Source organism: Hymenobacter qilianensis, assembly GCF_014489555.1.
Taxonomy (GTDB): domain Bacteria; phylum Bacteroidota; class Bacteroidia; order Cytophagales; family Hymenobacteraceae; genus Hymenobacter; species Hymenobacter qilianensis.
This window is the reverse complement of the sequence record NZ_CP060784.1, coordinates 2,605,362-2,620,650: the sequence shown is the minus strand read 5'-3', so window position 1 is coordinate 2,620,650 and position 15,289 is coordinate 2,605,362. Positions and strand designations below refer to the sequence as shown.

The window sequence follows — 15,289 nt, the reverse complement described above, 5'->3', positions numbered from 1 at the left end:
TCCTCCGCCGATGAAGCTACCGTTATTCTTTCGCCTGCTAGCCACCGCCGTGCTGCTGACCAGCACAACCGCGTATGGGCAGAAAATCAATGCCGACTCGGTGTATGTGCGCCAGCATTACACCAAAACGGAGCAGCTGGTGCCTATGCGCGACGGCCGCAAGCTGCACACCATCATCTACGCTCCCACCGACGCAGCCACCAAGCGCTACCCGGTGCTCATGAACCGCACGCCGTACTCGGCCGGCCCTTATGGCCCCGACACGTATAAAACAGCGCTCGGTCCATCACCTACCATAATGCGCGAGGGCTACATTTTTGTGTATCAGGATGTTCGGGGGGCTTATATGTCGGAGGGCGAGTTTGTGAACATGCGCCCGGCCAAGGATAAGCCTCGTGGCAAACAGGACATTGACGAAGGCACCGACACGTTTGATACCATTGAGTGGCTGGTCAAAAAAGGCCCCCGCAACAATGGCCGCGTGGGTCAGTGGGGCATTTCGTATCCGGGCTTCTACACGTCGGTGGGCCTGACTAGCCGGCATCCGGCGCTCAGGGCTTCCTCACCGCAGGCCCCAATTGCCGACTGGTTTTGGGACGACTTTCACCACAATGGAGCCTTCTTTCTGCCCCATGCTTTCAACTTCCTGGCCAGCTTCGGGCAGCCCCGCCCCAGCCCACTCCCAACCGCAACCCGTCGTTTCAGCACGGCACGCCCGATGGCTACGACTTCTTTCTGCGCCTTGGGCCACTCAAAAATGCCAATGAGCGTTATTTCAAGGATAATGTTGCCTTCTGGAACGACCTGATGGCTCACCCCAACTACGATGAGTTCTGGCAGGCGCGCAACCTGCGTCCGCACCTGAAAGATCTGAACACGAAGACGGCCGTGCTCACCGTAGGCGGCTTCAACGACGCCGAAAACCTATTCGGAGCGCTGCAAACCTACAAAACCATCGAAAATCAGAACCCTAAGCTTTCCAATCGCATCGTGATGGGGCCGTGGGTACACGGCGGCTGGGCGCGGGGCACCGGCGAAATGGTGGGCAACGTGGCCTACGGCGCGTCGCCGTCGCTTTTCTACCAGGACAGCATTGAAGCGCCGTTTTTCCGGGCGCACTTGAAAGCCGAGAAGCCAACCGACCCAAAACTGCCCGAAGCCTACATCTTCGAGAGTGGCACGAACCGCTGGCGCACCTTTGATGCTTGGCCGCCCAAGCAAGTGAAAGATCGGACGTTGTTTTTCCAGCCTGGGGGGCAAATTTCGTTCAGTAAACCCACCGCTACTGCCGCTGGGGGCTTTTTGACGAATATATCAGTGACCCCGCCAAGCCGGTTCCCTTCACTGAAGCCACCGCCACCGGCATGACGCGCGAGTACATGACCGACGACCAGCGCTTCGCCAGCCGCCGCCCCGATGTGCTCACCTACCAGACTGACGTGCTCACCGAAGACCTTACCCTTGCTGGCCCTATTCAGGCGCTGCTGCAAGTAGCCACCACCGGAACCGATGCGGATTGGGTTGTCAAAATCATTGATGTGTACCCAAACGATACGCCCGACAACCCACGCAACCTGCCCAATGTAAAGCTGGGCGGCTACCAGCAGCTCGTGCGCTCTGAAGTAATGCGCGGCCGTTTCCGGGAAAGCTTTTCGCAACCCAAAGCCTTTACACCCAATGAAGTAACGGCCGTACCCTTTGCCTTGCAGGACTTGTGTCACACCTTCAAGAAAGGCCACCGCCTGATGGTGCAGGTGCAAAGCTCCTGGTTTCCGCTCGTCGACCGCAATCCGCAGACCTTTGTGCCTAATATTTACGAAGCCAAAGACGAGGATTTCCAGAAAGCCACGCACCGCCTCTACCACTCGCCGGAGCACGCTTCGCAGTTGGTGGTGAAGGTGCTGTAGAAGAATACCTCTGCTGCTCAGGCCGCGTATTACTCTCTTTCTATGGAAATTACGCTTACTACCCCGGCGCTACTCTTTCCGGCATTGTCGCTGCTGCTGCTGGCTTATACCAACCGCTTCATGGCCTTGGCCAACCGCGTGCGCACGCTCAAATCGCAGTATCAGACCACGCATAGCTCGCACCTGATGCTCCAGATTCAGAACCTGCGCCAGCGCCTCGTGATTGTGCGTAATATGCAGGCGGTGGGGATAGCCAGCATGTTTGGCTGCGTGCTGTGCATGTTTCTGCTGTTTGCGGGCTTCGTGCAGGCGGGTCAGTTTATCTTCGGCGCGAGTTTGCTGGCGCTGCTGGTATCATTGGCGATGTCGCTGCGCGAAATTCAGATTTCCGGCGACGCGCTTAATATTGAGCTCAATGATATGCAGAATGATGAAGAGCGCCGCCGCGAAGCAGCGGGCCTGTCTGGGCTGCAAAACCCCGACGGAACATAATAATTCATGCTTTCAAAAAGCCACAAAAAAGCCCCCGAAGCGCGCTACGGGGGCTTTTTATTCTACATCCTCTCTGATAGTTGAGAAGCAACATCGCACCCCGAATTTATCCGGCGCGATTTAATGATTACTCCTGCGGAATCTCAGCTGCTACAACCGCCGACGGGCCTTTCTCCCGGATTTCGTGCAGCACGCCTTCAGCCACGCCCCGCCCAAATACACATAGTCCGGCATTGAACACGCCCAGCGCCAATGTACCGGCGGCTACCCACTCGCCGGTAGGCACTTGTTTGCGCTGCAAAGCGGTAGCCCACTGAATCAGGCAGGTGCCAAAACCAATAATCATGAGCCCGGATGGGGCAAATAGCAGCCATTTTTTCTTATGTGTCATCTGTAGGAAGGTTGGAATGATAGGATATAAATGAAGGAATTTTGTCGCCGCCTCAGGGCAGCTGAGCGAGCGGCTGCAATGAAGTGACGGCTAAAAAGCGCGCGCGTCTTTTCTTCAATCGTACCTTTCGCTCTTTAGGTTACGTCATTAGTAGCTGGGGGGCTTTTTCGGAGCCAACCCAGGCCAAGCTCAGCCTTTTCTTCCTTCTCCATATTTCCCTGCCACCATGAGTGCTCTTCGCTACGAACAACTGCTGCGCGCTGCCTTCCGCACCGACGCCGATGCGGCCTACTACCTCACTGAGCCCGACACGGCCGCGTATGCCACTTTCGAGCACGCCACCCGCGCCGATGTTCCCTTCCGGTTTGAGCGCGTGCGCCTGGGCGTAGCTATGTCCTTGCTTAAGCTGCTCACCGACCTGGGCGACCACGAAGAAAGCCGCCGTGTGCTGGATGTGCTGCACCGCGCGCTGGGCGCTCGCTCCGTCGCCGACATCGACAACGTCATTACCCGCGACGCCAAGCTGTTTGAGCGCCTCTACACCAATCTGTACGTGAACGACGAGGGCGAGCAGATTCTGCAGCTTTTCGAGCGCACCCTCGACGCGGATACCAAGCCCATGATGGATGCTGTTATCGAAGAAGCCTTGGAATTGGCCCAAGAAATCGACTTCGATGCGCTGAATGAAGACGATGAGGACGACGAGGACGAGCAGGAGGTGGGGAAATAGCCAAGTAGAAGCCGGGCTTCCAAAACAGCCGGCAAAAGCTTATCTTTTCGTAGCGGCTGAGGGGCAATTTGCGCTGACTTGGCCGCGTCCTGTTCCACCCAAATCCCTCGGCTATGACCCTAGTTTTCGTTGGCCTCGTGCTACTTATTGTGGGGTATAATGCGAGTAAGATATCGTATTCCGCGCATCGGTTTCGCAGCTTGCTGCTGTTTGCGGGCGCAACGCTGGTAGTATTGGGGCTGGCGCTGAGCACCGTAGTGCAGATTGATGCCGGACAGGTGGGCGTTCAGACATTGTTTGGCAAGGTGCAGCCGCGCATTCTTATCAGCGGCCTGAACGTAGTGAACCCTTTGGTGAATGTGACCAAATTTGACACGCGCACCCAGAACTATACCATGTCGGTGCAGCGCGAGGAAGGCCAGCGCGCCGGCGACGATGCCATCCAGGTGCTCACGGCCGACGGGCTGGAAGTTGTCATCGACCTGACGGTGCTGTACCGCGTGGTGCCCGCCCGCACGCCGCATATTCTCTCTACCATCGGCCCCAATTATCAGGATGCCATTGTGCGGCCCGTTACGCGCACCCGTATCCGCGACAATGCTGTGTACTATGATGCCGTGGCGCTTTACTCCACCCGCCGCGACGAATTCCAAAATCGCATCTACAATACCATCAACCGTGACTTCCAACAGCGCGGCCTGCAACTAGAGCAGCTTCTGATTCGCAACATTCAACTCCCTGCGCCCGTCAAGCGCAGCATCGAGAGCAAGATATCCGCCGAGCAGGAAGCCCAGAAGATGCAGTTTGTGCTCCAAAAAGAACGTCAGGAAGCAGAGCGCAAGCGCCTCGAAGCTCAGGGCATCGCCGACTACCAGAAAATCATCAGCGCCGAGCTCAGCGACCGGCTATTGCGGTACGAAACCATCAAGGCCAACCAAGCCATTGCTACTTCCGCCAACAGCAAAGTCATCATCATGGGCAACAGCCAAAATGCCCCCAGGTATTGCTGACGGATAAATAGCGGATAAATAGTACGTAAAAAAGCCCCCAGAAAGTTCTGGGGGCTTTTTCGCAATACTCTATCCAACTAGTAGCCAGGGTTCTGGATCAGACCGGGCTCTACGTTAATCTCGCGCAGCGGAATGGGAAGCACAAGAATGTCGCTGTTGATGTCAACCTCTCTGGCGGGGTTATTACCAGATGCTGGCACAAAGATGTTGGTTCTGGTGCGCTTCAGATCGTGCAGACGGAAGCCCTCGAATGCCAGTTCCAGTTGCCGCTCACGCAGAATAGTAGCCAGCGACAGTTGAGGAGCCGTAAGCGGGGTAGCCGTAGAGCGGGTCCGAACACGGTTTATGTCAACCAAAGCTGAAGGAATATTCCCGGCTCTGAAGTCGGCCTCTGCCCGGATCAGGTACATTTCGGCAAGGCGAATAAGTGGAATGTTCTGACCGAAAGCTATCCATTTGCCCGTCCGTAGCTGACCGGCAGCCCGGTTGGTACCCGTGCCTTCATACAAAAGCGAAGCAGTACCACGGGCATCGTTTGCCCCGTAAAGGTTAGCAAAAGCAGGCAATACGCGCACATCGCCCCGGCCTTGCTGACCGATACTGGAGAAAAATGTAGCTAAGCCATTGTTAGATGTTCCGGCGTTATTCTGGTCGTTTTGCTGAATTTCCAGCAACGTTTCAGAGGTGTTACGACCCGTGAAAACCGAAGAAAGCGTAGGCGAAAGTGCCTTACCGCTGTTGCGAATAACATCATCGGCCAGAATGCGTGCCTGCGCAAAATTGCTTTGCTGCAAATACACGCGGGCCAGCAGTGCCTTGGCGGTGAAGGTGGTAGCGCGGGCAGGGTTTTCTTCAGGCAACAGGGCAATGGCTGAGGTCAGGTCGTTAATAACCTGCGTATACACCTGCGCTACCGTAGCCCGCTGCTGCGGAACCGTAGCCTGCTCCAACGATTTCACTGGCACCAGGGTGATAGGCACCCCAAGCTGTGCGTTGGCTCCGCCTGGCTCATACTGCTTGCCATAAAGGCGTACTAGTTCAAAGTACAGCATAGCCCGGACAAACCGTGCTTCCCCTTCATACTGGCTCTTCAAGGCAGGTGTAGTTACTACTGGCAGCGCATCAATAACAAGGTTAGCTGTGTTAATAGCCTCGTACGCATCACGCCAAGTAGTTTCAGCAGTCGACGTTGATGCGTTTGTGGTTCTATTAACTAATGCGCGGTATTGGGTAAAACTGCCCTGAAACTGAATGTAGTTGTCGGCAGCCATTAGCTCTGGCACCAGAATCAAATCGGTACCATAGAGCGTTGGACCACCCAGCTGGGCGTACATACCAACTACGGCGCTCCCTACATTAGCTTGGTTACCAAGCGCCGTAGTGGCATCTATTGATTGGGAAGGATTAATATCGAGTTTGTCATCGCATGAGCTCAGACCCAGGCTTAAGCCCAAGGCCAGCAAAGCGACCGACCGAGAAAATATCGTTTTCATCAGAAGTTACGTCAGAAGATTAAAAGCCTAAATTGATACCAACCAAGAAGGTTTTAGCCAACGGCGGAGTGTAGAAATCAACACCCAGCACGTAGTTGCCTTGGCCAAACGCGGCAGTATTTACTTCCGGATCATAGCCATCATAGTTGGTAATGGTGGCTAAGTTCTGGGCCTGTACATATAAGCGAGCGGTTTGCAGGAACCCTAGCTTGGCTACCGAAGCAGGCAGCGTATAGCCGAAGGTTACATTCTTCACCCGCAGGAAAGAACCTTTTGTCACCCAACGCGAAGAAGCCTGCGCTCCGTTGCCTGAGAAAAGCTCGGCACGGGGAACATTAGTTCTGTCGCCCGGCTTCTGCCAACGGTCTAATTGCTCGATAGTCTGGTTATCAAAGAAGTCACCGTTGACGGCTTGATAAACACCAGCCGAGTTGTAGATGTCGTTGCCGTATACAAACTGACCGAGAACGCTCAGGTCAAAACCTTTATACGAGAAGGTGTTCGTGATACCGCCCGTGTAATCGGGGTTCGGATTACCAACAACCTGTAAAGGCGAGTCGGTAATTTCATCAGTAGTTGAGCCATCCTCGGCGTAGTACAAGGCATTGCCATTAGCAGGATCTACGCCAGCGTACTTACGTCCCCAGAAAACACCAATTGGCTGACCTTCACGTACGCTAGCCAGCTGACCGCTTTGAATAGGCGAGGTCAGCTCTGTGATTTCGTTACGGTTGAAGGAGATGTTGAAGTTAGTGCTCCACTTAAAGTCCTTGTCGAAGTTGCGTGTGTTTAAGGAAATCTCCAGACCACGGTTTTCCAGTTTGCCTACGTTTTCGGTTACGGTGTTATAGCCATTTACATAAAGGAGTTGGCGGCCTAACAGCAAATCGTCCGTATTTTTCTGATAAACGTCGATTTCACCGGAAATACGGTTATCGAGGAAACCGAACTCTAAGCCGATGTCGGTTTGAGCCGTGCTCTCCCACGATAAATCAGGGTTACCAACAACGGTGCTAGGACGAATACCAGCCTGGTCGGCGTAGGGAAGAGCAGTAAACAACCCACGAGAGAGGAAGTTGCCAATCTCCGCATTACCGGTCAAACCGTAGCTGGCCCGCAGCTTCAGGAAATTAACGATAGAGTTGTCTTGCAGGAAGCCTTCTTCCGAAATCACCCAGCCCACCGAGCCAGCGCCGAATGTTCCATACTTATTGTTGGCACCGAAGCGCGACGAACCATCGCGACGAACGCTACCGGACAGCAAGTACTTGCCCTGGTACGCGTAGTTGACGCGGCCGAAGAACGAAACAAACGAGAATTCGTCCCGCGAGGAGCTTGAGCCGCCCGTCTTGATAGCGGCGCTAGCAATTCGGGTAAACTCAGCGTTCGGGAAGCCTCGCCCTTCAGCGGAGGTTTGCTTGAGATCAGAGCGCTGGAAGGAGAAACCAGCAAGGGCTTCGATGGTATTTGCTTCGTTCAGCGTCAGCAAGTAGTTCGCCGTATTGTTGGTGGTGTAGTTCATTACCTGCGTCTGGTTGCTGAAGCCTTCCCCCGTATTACCACCACTCGATGTACCTGCCGGAGCATAGATATCTTCGTTCAGATTCAGGAAGTCAGCACCGGCTTCGGTGCGGATAGTCAGGTTCTTAATTGGATTGAACGACAGGTAGGCATTGCTAAATGAGCGGTACGTACCTGCTCTGTTTGTTACCCGCTCTATGTCAACCAGGTTGTTGGTATACAGCGTCAGCTGATTCAGCTCGCCGGTCTCGGGGTCAATTTTTGGTTGAAGCGGTGGCAAAGCATTCAGCTGCACGGGGTTAGTGAAGGCGTTGTCGTTCGGAATACGGTCGTTCACTGAGCGGGTCAACGACAAGTTCAAGCCCACTTTCACCTTTTCTGTAATCGAGTGGTCGAGGTTGATGCGAGCACTACCCCGACGGAAACGGTTGCCGATGATGATACCGGTCTGGTCGTTGTAGGTAGTGCTTAAGTAGAAGCGGGTTTTGGCATCGCCGCCGCTAACGTTGGCATCATACTGCGACACTTTACCGGTACGGAAAGCCTCTTCGCTCCAGTTCTGATCAACGCCAGAGTTAAGATCGATTCCAAAATCCAGGAATAATGCATCGACCTCATCTGGGTCGGTGATGCCAGCATTGGCCGCCGACTCTCTGAACAGCTCATTGTACTGGGCAGCGTTCAGAAATTTCTGCCTTCTGGTGGTTTCGCTGGTACCTACGTAGTAGCCAACATTTACCTTGGTTTGTCCCTGGCGGCCGCTTTTGGTGGTTACCAACACCACGCCATTCGAAGCCCGCGAGCCATAGATGGCCGCCGAAGCAGCATCCTTCAGAATGGTAATGGACTCGATGTCATTGGGGTTCAGGTCAGCCAGTGGGTTCAAGGGCTCTACATCGGTGCCTACGTCCTGCGACGTTACGGGAATACCGTCAATCACGTACAAAGGCTGGTTGGATGCCGTTACCGATGAAGCACCCCGCACCCGGATTTGAACACCTGCTCCGAGCTTGCCGGAGGTCTGGTTGATAGTAACACCAGGCGTACGGCCCTGAATAGCTTGCTCGAAGCTTACTACCGGCACGTTTTCTACGTCCTTGCTGCTGAGCTGCGTTACGGAGCCGGTCACTTCTGATTTGGCCTGGCTACCATAACCTACTACCACAGCTTCGTTAAGCACTGTCTCGTTTGTTCCCAAACGAGCATTGATTACTGATTGGTCGCCTACCGGAATAGTCTGGGTATTATAGCCAATTGAGCTAATTACCAAGGTAGCGTTCGGCTGTACGGTAAGCGAAAAGGCGCCATCGGCGCTGGTGCTGACGCCGTTGGTAGTGCCGCGCTCCAGTACTGTTACGCCGGGCAGGCCCGACCCGTCAGCATCGGTTACGCGGCCAGTCACCGTCCGGGTTTGAGCCCATGCGGTTGTCACCAGCAGCAAGCACCAGACAAGAGAGAGTAAAAATTTTTGTTTCATTTAGGAATTGGCTTGTGGCCCAGTTAGAGTGAACAAATACCGATTTGCCAAACCGGCAGCATAAGTGTGAAAGTGTGAAAAAAGTGAAAGAAATGTTATGACCGTTTTTGCTAAAGCAAGCCTGCATTAGCACTTGTGGCGCTTAAATTAAGGAATAAATGCATTTTATTTAGTGTTGGATGCTATGACAGCCATCTTAGAAAGGCCCAACTCGTGTTTTTTGGGCTCGTGAATGCTTTCTTCCTCTACTGCTGACCTCACCTCCTCTTCGCTATTTCATCCTTTCCTGCACATACGGCACCAAGCACAAGCGCGGTTTTCCGGTCCGTAGTCTCCTAAAAAGCCCCCCATTTGTTCGTGTATGCCTTATCCAACTGCTAGAGTGACTTTAGATAAAGTTACTCATTTCTAGTATTATTTTAACAAGTTATAAAAAGCGTAAGCAATATGCATACTTGCTGCTTGGTCGGCTTATTAAATTACTATTCGCGCACATTAGCACAATTAATGTTTTAGCTACGACACAGGCTCAAAAAAGCCCCCAGATCAATGCTGGGGGCTTTTTTGAGCCTGTGTAACCGCGAATAATTACTTCAGCATCTCGTGCAACACCGTTTGCATAGAAAACACCCGGTTGCCGGCCTCCTGAATCACCAAGGAGTTCGGCGAATCTAGAATGGCGTCCGATACTTCCACGTTGCGGCGCACGGGCAGGCAGTGCAGGAACTTGGCGTCGTGGGTGCCGGCCATGTGCTCGGGCGTGAGCATCCAGCTAGGGTCATTGCTAATAACCTGACCATAGTCGAGGTAGCTGCTCCAGTTCTTGGCCTGCACGAAGTCGGCGCCTTCCAGGGCGCGTTTCTGGTCGTACTCAATGCGGGCACCTTTGGTGAATTGGGGGGCTAATTCGTAGCCTTCGGGGTGGGTAATGACGAAGTCTACCCAGTCTACTTCCGAAAACCAGTCGCAGAACGAGTTGGGCACGCACTGAGGCAGGGCGCGCACGTGCGGGGCCCAGGTCAGCACCACTTTCACGCGCTCTTTCTGCTTGTGCTCCGCCACCGTAATCAGGTCGGCAAACGACTGCAAGGGGTGCAGCGTGGCGCTTTCCAGGCTGATAACAGGCACGGTGGCGTACTTCAGTATCTTGTTGAACACTTCCTCGCTGTAATCGGCCTCGCGGTCCTTGAGCGTGGGGAAGGTGCGCACGCCCAGCACGTCGCAGTACTGGCTCATCACGGCAATGGCCTCCTTTATGTGCTCCTGCGTGCCGCCGTTCATCACCGCGCCATCGGCCATTTCCAGCGTCCAGGAGTCGGCGCCAGCATTGAGCACCCAGGCTTGCGCGCCGAGGTTGTAAGCCGCTTTGATAGAGCTGAGACGGGTGCGCAGGCTGGGGTTGAAGAAAATCAGACCGACAGTTTTGTTCTTGCCGATGTGCTGGTAGCCGTAAGGATTCGCCTTGATTTCCAGGGCTTGCTGCAATAGGGCTTTATAGTCGCCCGCATCAGCGAAGGAAGTGAAGTTTTTCATGTTACTCATCAGTGAACAGCTTCTCTGAGTTATCAGTAGGGCCTCTTATTAGGCGGTGCTTGTGTCAACGGTCCGCTCAATTTTTACCGCTAGTATCCCAGGGGTTGTGCGCCACCACGTGAACCGCGTTTGGTAACACTCTTGATTGGAGCCAGACTTAGTACCAAGGCTTCTTCAGCTACCACAGTTGCCTCCATACCAGTTGAAGAATTGAAAATCCCTTTAATTAAGCTGCCTTGCTCTTCAAACCAGAATTCAAAAAGCACATTTTGGAAGTTGAAATATTTGAAATCGATTTCCTCTACCCCGGAAAACTGGATTTCAATTAGGCACTGCTTGGCTTGCTTGTAAAATCCTTGTGCGTCTACTTCAGCCAGCATTTCAAACGCCTCTATGACAAACGTTACCGAATAACGACCGGTAATATGCGTTTCAAATGTCACCTTGATGACTTCAGCATCATGGAAGTTTGGCCAATACCCAAAGTACTGATGAATGATTTCCGAGTTGATAACTCGGTTTATAGCTGGATAAGGGGCTTCTTCCATGATGCTTTTCGTTCAACGATTGAGACGCGAGTATGCGTCTCTACATCGCCTTATACTCGTTCCAGCTCTTGATCTTCAAATCCTTCATTTCCAAGGTGCAGAAGGCTTGGATGAAGGCCTTGGCCAGGCGGGCGTTGGTGAGCAAGCCAACCCCGAAGTCCACGGCGGTGCGGCGGATTTTGTAGTCGTTGTCCAGCTCGCCCTTCGAGAGGTTCTTGGGAATATTGATGACTAAGTCGATTTTCTTCTCCTTGAGGTAAGTCAGCACGTTGGGCTCTTGGTGGTCGTCGGGCCAAAAGACCAGGGAGCTGGGCACGTTGTTTTCGGCAAAGAAACGATGCGTGCCCTGCGTGGCGTAGATGGTATAGCCGCTTTGCACCAGCAGCCGCGCCGATTCCAGCAACGCTATCTTGGACAGAATCGGGCCGCTGGAAATCAGCACCGACTTCTGCGGAATCTTGTAGCCCACGCTCAGCATCGATTTCAGCAGGGCTTCCTCGGCCGTATCACCTAGGCAGCCCACCTCGCCGGTGCTCACCATGTCCACGCGCAGTACGGGGTCGGCGCCGGGCAGGCGGGTGAAGGAGAACTGGGGGGCTTTTACGCCCACGAAGGGCAGGTCGTAAACCAGCTCGCTGGCGTCGCGCTCCACTTTCTTGCCCAGCAGCACCTGCGTGGCCTTGCGGATGAGGTTGTGGCCCGAGACCTTGGACACGAACGGGAAGGACCGGGAAGCGCGGATGTTGCACTCAATCACCCGGATTTCGCGGTTTTTCTCTAGAAACTGGATGTTGAACGGCCCGCTGATTTCGTAGCGCTTGGCAATCTTCTCGGCGATGACTTTGAGTTTGCGCACCGTGCCCACATACACGCGCTGGGGCGGGTAGTACATGGTAGCGTCGCCGGAGTGCACGCCCGCAAACTCCACGTGCTCCGAAATGGCGTAGCTCACGATTTCGCCTTTATCGGCTACCGCGTCCAGCTCAATTTCCTTGGCTTCCTGCATAAACTCCGACACCACCACCGGGTATTCGGCGCTTACTTCCACGGCGGCTTTCAGGAAGGCTTCCATCTCGAAAGCGTTGGAAACCACGTTCATGGACGCGCCCGACAGCACGTAGCTCGGCCGAATCAGCACGGGGTAGCCTACCTCGCCCACAAACTCAAACATGGCTTCCAGCGAAGTCAGCTCCTTCCAGCGGGGCTGCGCAATGCCTAGCTCGTCCATGATGCTGCTAAACTTGTGGCGGTTCTCAGCCTCGTCAATACGGGCCGGAGAAGTACCCAGGATAGGCGCGTTGGCGGCGGCCAGGCGGGTAGCCAGGTTGTTCGGAATTTGCCCCCCAGTGCTCAGGATTACGCCTTGGGGCTGCTCAAACTCCAGAATATCCATCACCCGCTCAAAGCTCAGCTCCTCGAAATACAGCCGGTCCGAAACGTCGTAGTCGGTGCTGACGGTTTCGGGGTTATAGTTGATGATGATGGTTTTGTAGCCTTCCTCGGCAGCCGTTTGCACGGCCTGCACACCGCACCAGTCGAACTCCACGGAAGAGCCAATGCGGTACACGCCCGAGCCCAGCACCACCACCGACTTGTCGGTTTCCGGCTCCAGGTCGTTTTCGGTGCCGTGGTAAGTGCTGTAGAGGTAGTTGGTTTTGGCCGGAAATTCAGCAGCCAGCGTGTCAATCTGCTTGATGACGGGCAGCACGCCCAGGGCCTTGCGGCGGGCGCGCACTAGTAGCTCGTCGGCTTTCACGTCGCCTTCGCCGAGCAGCTTCACGGCAATTTGCTGGTCTGAGAAACCGGCTTTCTTGGCCTTGCGCAGTAGAACTGTTTCCAGCCCATTCAACCCGTTTTCACGACATGCCGCCAGCTTGTTGCTCAGCTCGAAAATGGTGTAGAGGCGCTGCAGAAACCAGTGGTCAATCTTGGTTAGGTCGTGCACCTGGCCTAGGGTGTAGCCGGCCTCAAACGCCAAGTTGATGGCGAAGATGCGCTCCTCGTTCGGCTCGCTCAGCAGCTTGTCGATGGTCGCGTTGTCCACCTGCTCGGGCTTATTGGCCACGAAGCCGCGCTTGCCGGTATCCAGCATGCGCAGGCCCTTTTGAATAGCTTCCTCGAACGATTTGCCGATGGCCATTACCTCACCCACACTCTTCATGGCCGAGCCAATCTGCCGGTTCACACCCTCAAATTTAGCCAAGTCCCAGCGCGGCAGCTTCACCACCACGTAGTCCAGGGCCGGCTCGAAAAAGGCCGAAGTCGTTTGGGTCACGCTGTTTTTCAGCTCCGAGAGCGAGTAGCCCAAACTCAGCTTGGCCGCTACAAAGGCCAGCGGATAGCCCGTAGCCTTGGAAGCCAGCGCCGAGGAGCGCGACAAGCGTGCATTCACCTCAATCACGCGGTAGTCCTCCGACACGGGGTCGAGGGCGTACTGAATGTTGCACTCGCCCACGATACCGAGGTGGCGAATGGTTTTGATGCCGATGCTGCGCAGCTTGTGGTACTCGCGATTGCTCAAGGTCTGCGACGGAGCCACCACGATGCTCTCCCCGGTGTGAATCCCGATGGGGTCGAAGTTCTCCATGTTGCAGACCGTGATGCAGTTATCGTACTGGTCGCGTACCACTTCGTACTCCACTTCTTTCCAGCCCTTCAAGGATTCTTCCACCAAAATCTGATCGGAAGTGGTGAAAGACTTCTGAGCCAGGGTGCGCAGCTCGTCCATGTTATTGGCGAAACCGCTGCCCAGGCCACCCAGCGCAAACGCCGCCCGCACAATAATCGGAAAACCGATTTTCTCGGCTGCGGCCAGCGCGTCCTCCATGTTCGTTACGGCCACGCTGCGAGCCGAAAGTACCCCAATCTGGTCGAGCTTCTCCTTGAAAATATCCCGGTCCTCAGTATCGATGATGCTTTGCACGGGCGTGCCCAGCACCTTCACGTTGTACTTGTCAAACACCCCAGCGCGGAACAAAGCCACGGCGCAGTTCAAGGCAGTTTGCCCCCAAAGGCCACCAGAATGCCATCGGGCTGCTCCTTCTTAATGACTTCCTCCACGAAGTAGGGCGTCACAGGCAGGAAGTACACGTCGTCGGCAATGTTGTCCGACGTCTGCACGGTGGCGATGTTGGGGTTGATGAGGATGGTGCGGATGCCTTCCTCTTTCAGCGCCTTGAGGGCTTGGGAGCCGGAGTAATCGAACTCACCGGCCTCGCCAATTTTCAGCGCGCCGGAACCGAGGATGAGAACTTTCTGTGGTTTTTCCATTCTAGGGGTTAGGGTAACAGGCCGCTGGTGCGGTCATGTTCAAAGGCAGTCGTGCTAAGTCGGCTACAGCCGATGGTGTAGGTGAGTGGTTTCTATTCGGTAAAGACGGTGTCACTTTTCACTATTTGCCATTCACCCGACGGGCGCCTGGCCATCCAAAGCCTAACAGTGGCATCGGCACGCTCACCATCCAAGAAAAAGCGGAAGGAGAGTGAATCTTTTGTAGCGCCGAGTTTCTCCACCTTGAAGTTTTTGGCAGTTATTGGTCCTGTTCTATTGGTTATCCGAGGGGAAACTCGGGCCGTACTCATGGCTTTTGTAATCAACCCACCCGGTTCGCCAAGCACTGCTTTCATAATCGTTTGCTGGCCCATGTTCTTGACAAAATAGAACCCTGCAAAAGCCAAAGCGCCCAACAGTAGATATCCCCAGTTCGGAAAACCTCTATGTTTTGCTGGCATAAGAGTGGTGCGTTGGGAAGTCGTGAAGGTGAAGCAAAAAACGTCATGCTGAATCAGGGCTCTGTATGCAATTTATCACAGTCCATTACCATTCGGATACTTCGTAAGAGGTTACAACTGAGTCTGGCCCTAATGTCAGGTCGAGTGTTTTGCCGTGTACTGGATCAATATCTGATTCGAAATCCTCAACGATTAAGTACCGAATTGTACCGTCGGGTTCACCATAGTTCGATGGCTCACCGAGCGAATCAATTAGTTGCAGGTAAGTAAGGCCCTTTAATTGATGATGCTTGACTAAGTCACCAATCATTTGCTCACGGTACGGGAAACTTCCTATATCACCTGTAGTGGACCACTGATGCCTGTCAAATTTCGTTTCCTGCTCACTACAGCCATTAACTACACTCCAAAGGGCGAGGAGCAATGTGAGTGATAGTAAGCGAAACATCTTAAGAC

General features: G+C 54.3%; 14 protein-coding genes. 6 read left to right on the top strand and 8 right to left on the bottom strand.

Annotated features, from left to right (window positions below; all coding sequences use genetic code 11):
• Window positions 1-10 precede the first annotated feature (10 nt).
• From H9L05_RS25025 to H9L05_RS12120, 4 genes are read left to right on the top strand one after another with little or no spacing between them, the layout of a single operon-like run.
• Complete coding sequence (locus H9L05_RS25025; protein WP_262892512.1) at window positions 11-808, top strand: CocE/NonD family hydrolase; 798 nt, start codon at window positions 11-13, stop codon at window positions 806-808.
• Entirely contained in the window at window positions 736-1,368 is a 633-nt protein-coding gene (locus tag H9L05_RS25020; protein WP_262892698.1) for a CocE/NonD family hydrolase, read from the top strand. The genes H9L05_RS25025 and H9L05_RS25020 overlap by 73 nt, the downstream gene beginning before the upstream one ends.
• Window positions 1,365-1,907, top strand: coding sequence for a CocE/NonD family hydrolase (locus H9L05_RS25015; protein WP_262892511.1), 543 nt, complete (start codon window positions 1,365-1,367; stop codon window positions 1,905-1,907). The genes H9L05_RS25020 and H9L05_RS25015 overlap by 4 nt, the downstream gene beginning before the upstream one ends.
• Window positions 1,908-1,949: 42 nt before the next feature.
• Window positions 1,950-2,399, top strand: coding sequence for a DUF2721 domain-containing protein (locus tag H9L05_RS12120; RefSeq protein WP_187731217.1), 450 nt, complete (start codon window positions 1,950-1,952; stop codon window positions 2,397-2,399).
• 127 nt (window positions 2,400-2,526) lie between these two features.
• On the opposite strand, the gene H9L05_RS12115 is transcribed toward H9L05_RS12120, so the two are convergent.
• Window positions 2,527-2,790, bottom strand: coding sequence for a hypothetical protein (locus H9L05_RS12115; RefSeq protein WP_187731216.1), 264 nt, complete (start codon window positions 2,788-2,790; stop codon window positions 2,527-2,529).
• Between the two features lie 226 nt (window positions 2,791-3,016).
• Here H9L05_RS12115 and H9L05_RS12110 point away from each other — a divergent pair, with 226 nt between their 5' ends.
• Both H9L05_RS12110 and H9L05_RS12105 read left to right on the top strand, forming a co-directional pair.
• Entirely contained in the window at window positions 3,017-3,520 is a 504-nt protein-coding gene (locus tag H9L05_RS12110) for a hypothetical protein (protein WP_187731215.1), read from the top strand.
• Window positions 3,521-3,633: 113 nt separating this feature from the next.
• The gene (locus tag H9L05_RS12105; protein WP_187731214.1) at window positions 3,634-4,530 is read left to right on the top strand and encodes a prohibitin family protein; all 897 of its coding nucleotides are present in this window, start codon (window positions 3,634-3,636) and stop codon (window positions 4,528-4,530) included.
• Between the two features lie 77 nt (window positions 4,531-4,607).
• On the opposite strand, the gene H9L05_RS12100 is transcribed toward H9L05_RS12105, so the two are convergent.
• The 7 genes from H9L05_RS12100 to H9L05_RS12075 form a co-directional block, all read right to left on the bottom strand.
• A complete protein-coding gene (locus H9L05_RS12100; protein WP_187731213.1) occupies window positions 4,608-6,023 on the bottom strand; it encodes a RagB/SusD family nutrient uptake outer membrane protein in 1,416 nt (471 codons plus the stop codon).
• A gap of 19 nt (window positions 6,024-6,042) precedes the next feature.
• A complete protein-coding gene (locus H9L05_RS12095; RefSeq protein ID WP_223284392.1) occupies window positions 6,043-8,976 on the bottom strand; it encodes a SusC/RagA family TonB-linked outer membrane protein in 2,934 nt (977 codons plus the stop codon).
• 633 nt (window positions 8,977-9,609) lie between these two features.
• Entirely contained in the window at window positions 9,610-10,554 is a 945-nt protein-coding gene (locus H9L05_RS12090) for an N-acetylornithine carbamoyltransferase (protein WP_187731211.1), read from the bottom strand.
• Window positions 10,555-10,643: 89 nt separating this feature from the next.
• Window positions 10,644-11,102, bottom strand: coding sequence for an Imm50 family immunity protein (locus tag H9L05_RS12085; protein WP_187731210.1), 459 nt, complete (start codon window positions 11,100-11,102; stop codon window positions 10,644-10,646).
• A gap of 40 nt (window positions 11,103-11,142) precedes the next feature.
• Window positions 11,143-14,085, bottom strand: coding sequence for a carbamoyl-phosphate synthase (glutamine-hydrolyzing) large subunit (gene carB / locus H9L05_RS12080; protein WP_262892510.1), 2,943 nt, complete (start codon window positions 14,083-14,085; stop codon window positions 11,143-11,145).
• 8 nt (window positions 14,086-14,093) lie between these two features.
• Complete coding sequence (locus H9L05_RS23615; RefSeq protein ID WP_223284390.1) at window positions 14,094-14,372, bottom strand: carbamoyl phosphate synthase preATP-grasp domain-containing protein; 279 nt, start codon at window positions 14,370-14,372, stop codon at window positions 14,094-14,096.
• A gap of 92 nt (window positions 14,373-14,464) precedes the next feature.
• Window positions 14,465-14,833 carry a hypothetical protein gene (locus H9L05_RS12075; protein ID WP_187731209.1) on the bottom strand — a complete coding sequence of 123 codons (369 nt, stop codon included), beginning with the start codon at window positions 14,831-14,833 and terminating at the stop codon, window positions 14,465-14,467.
• Window positions 14,834-15,289: the final 456 nt, after the last annotated feature.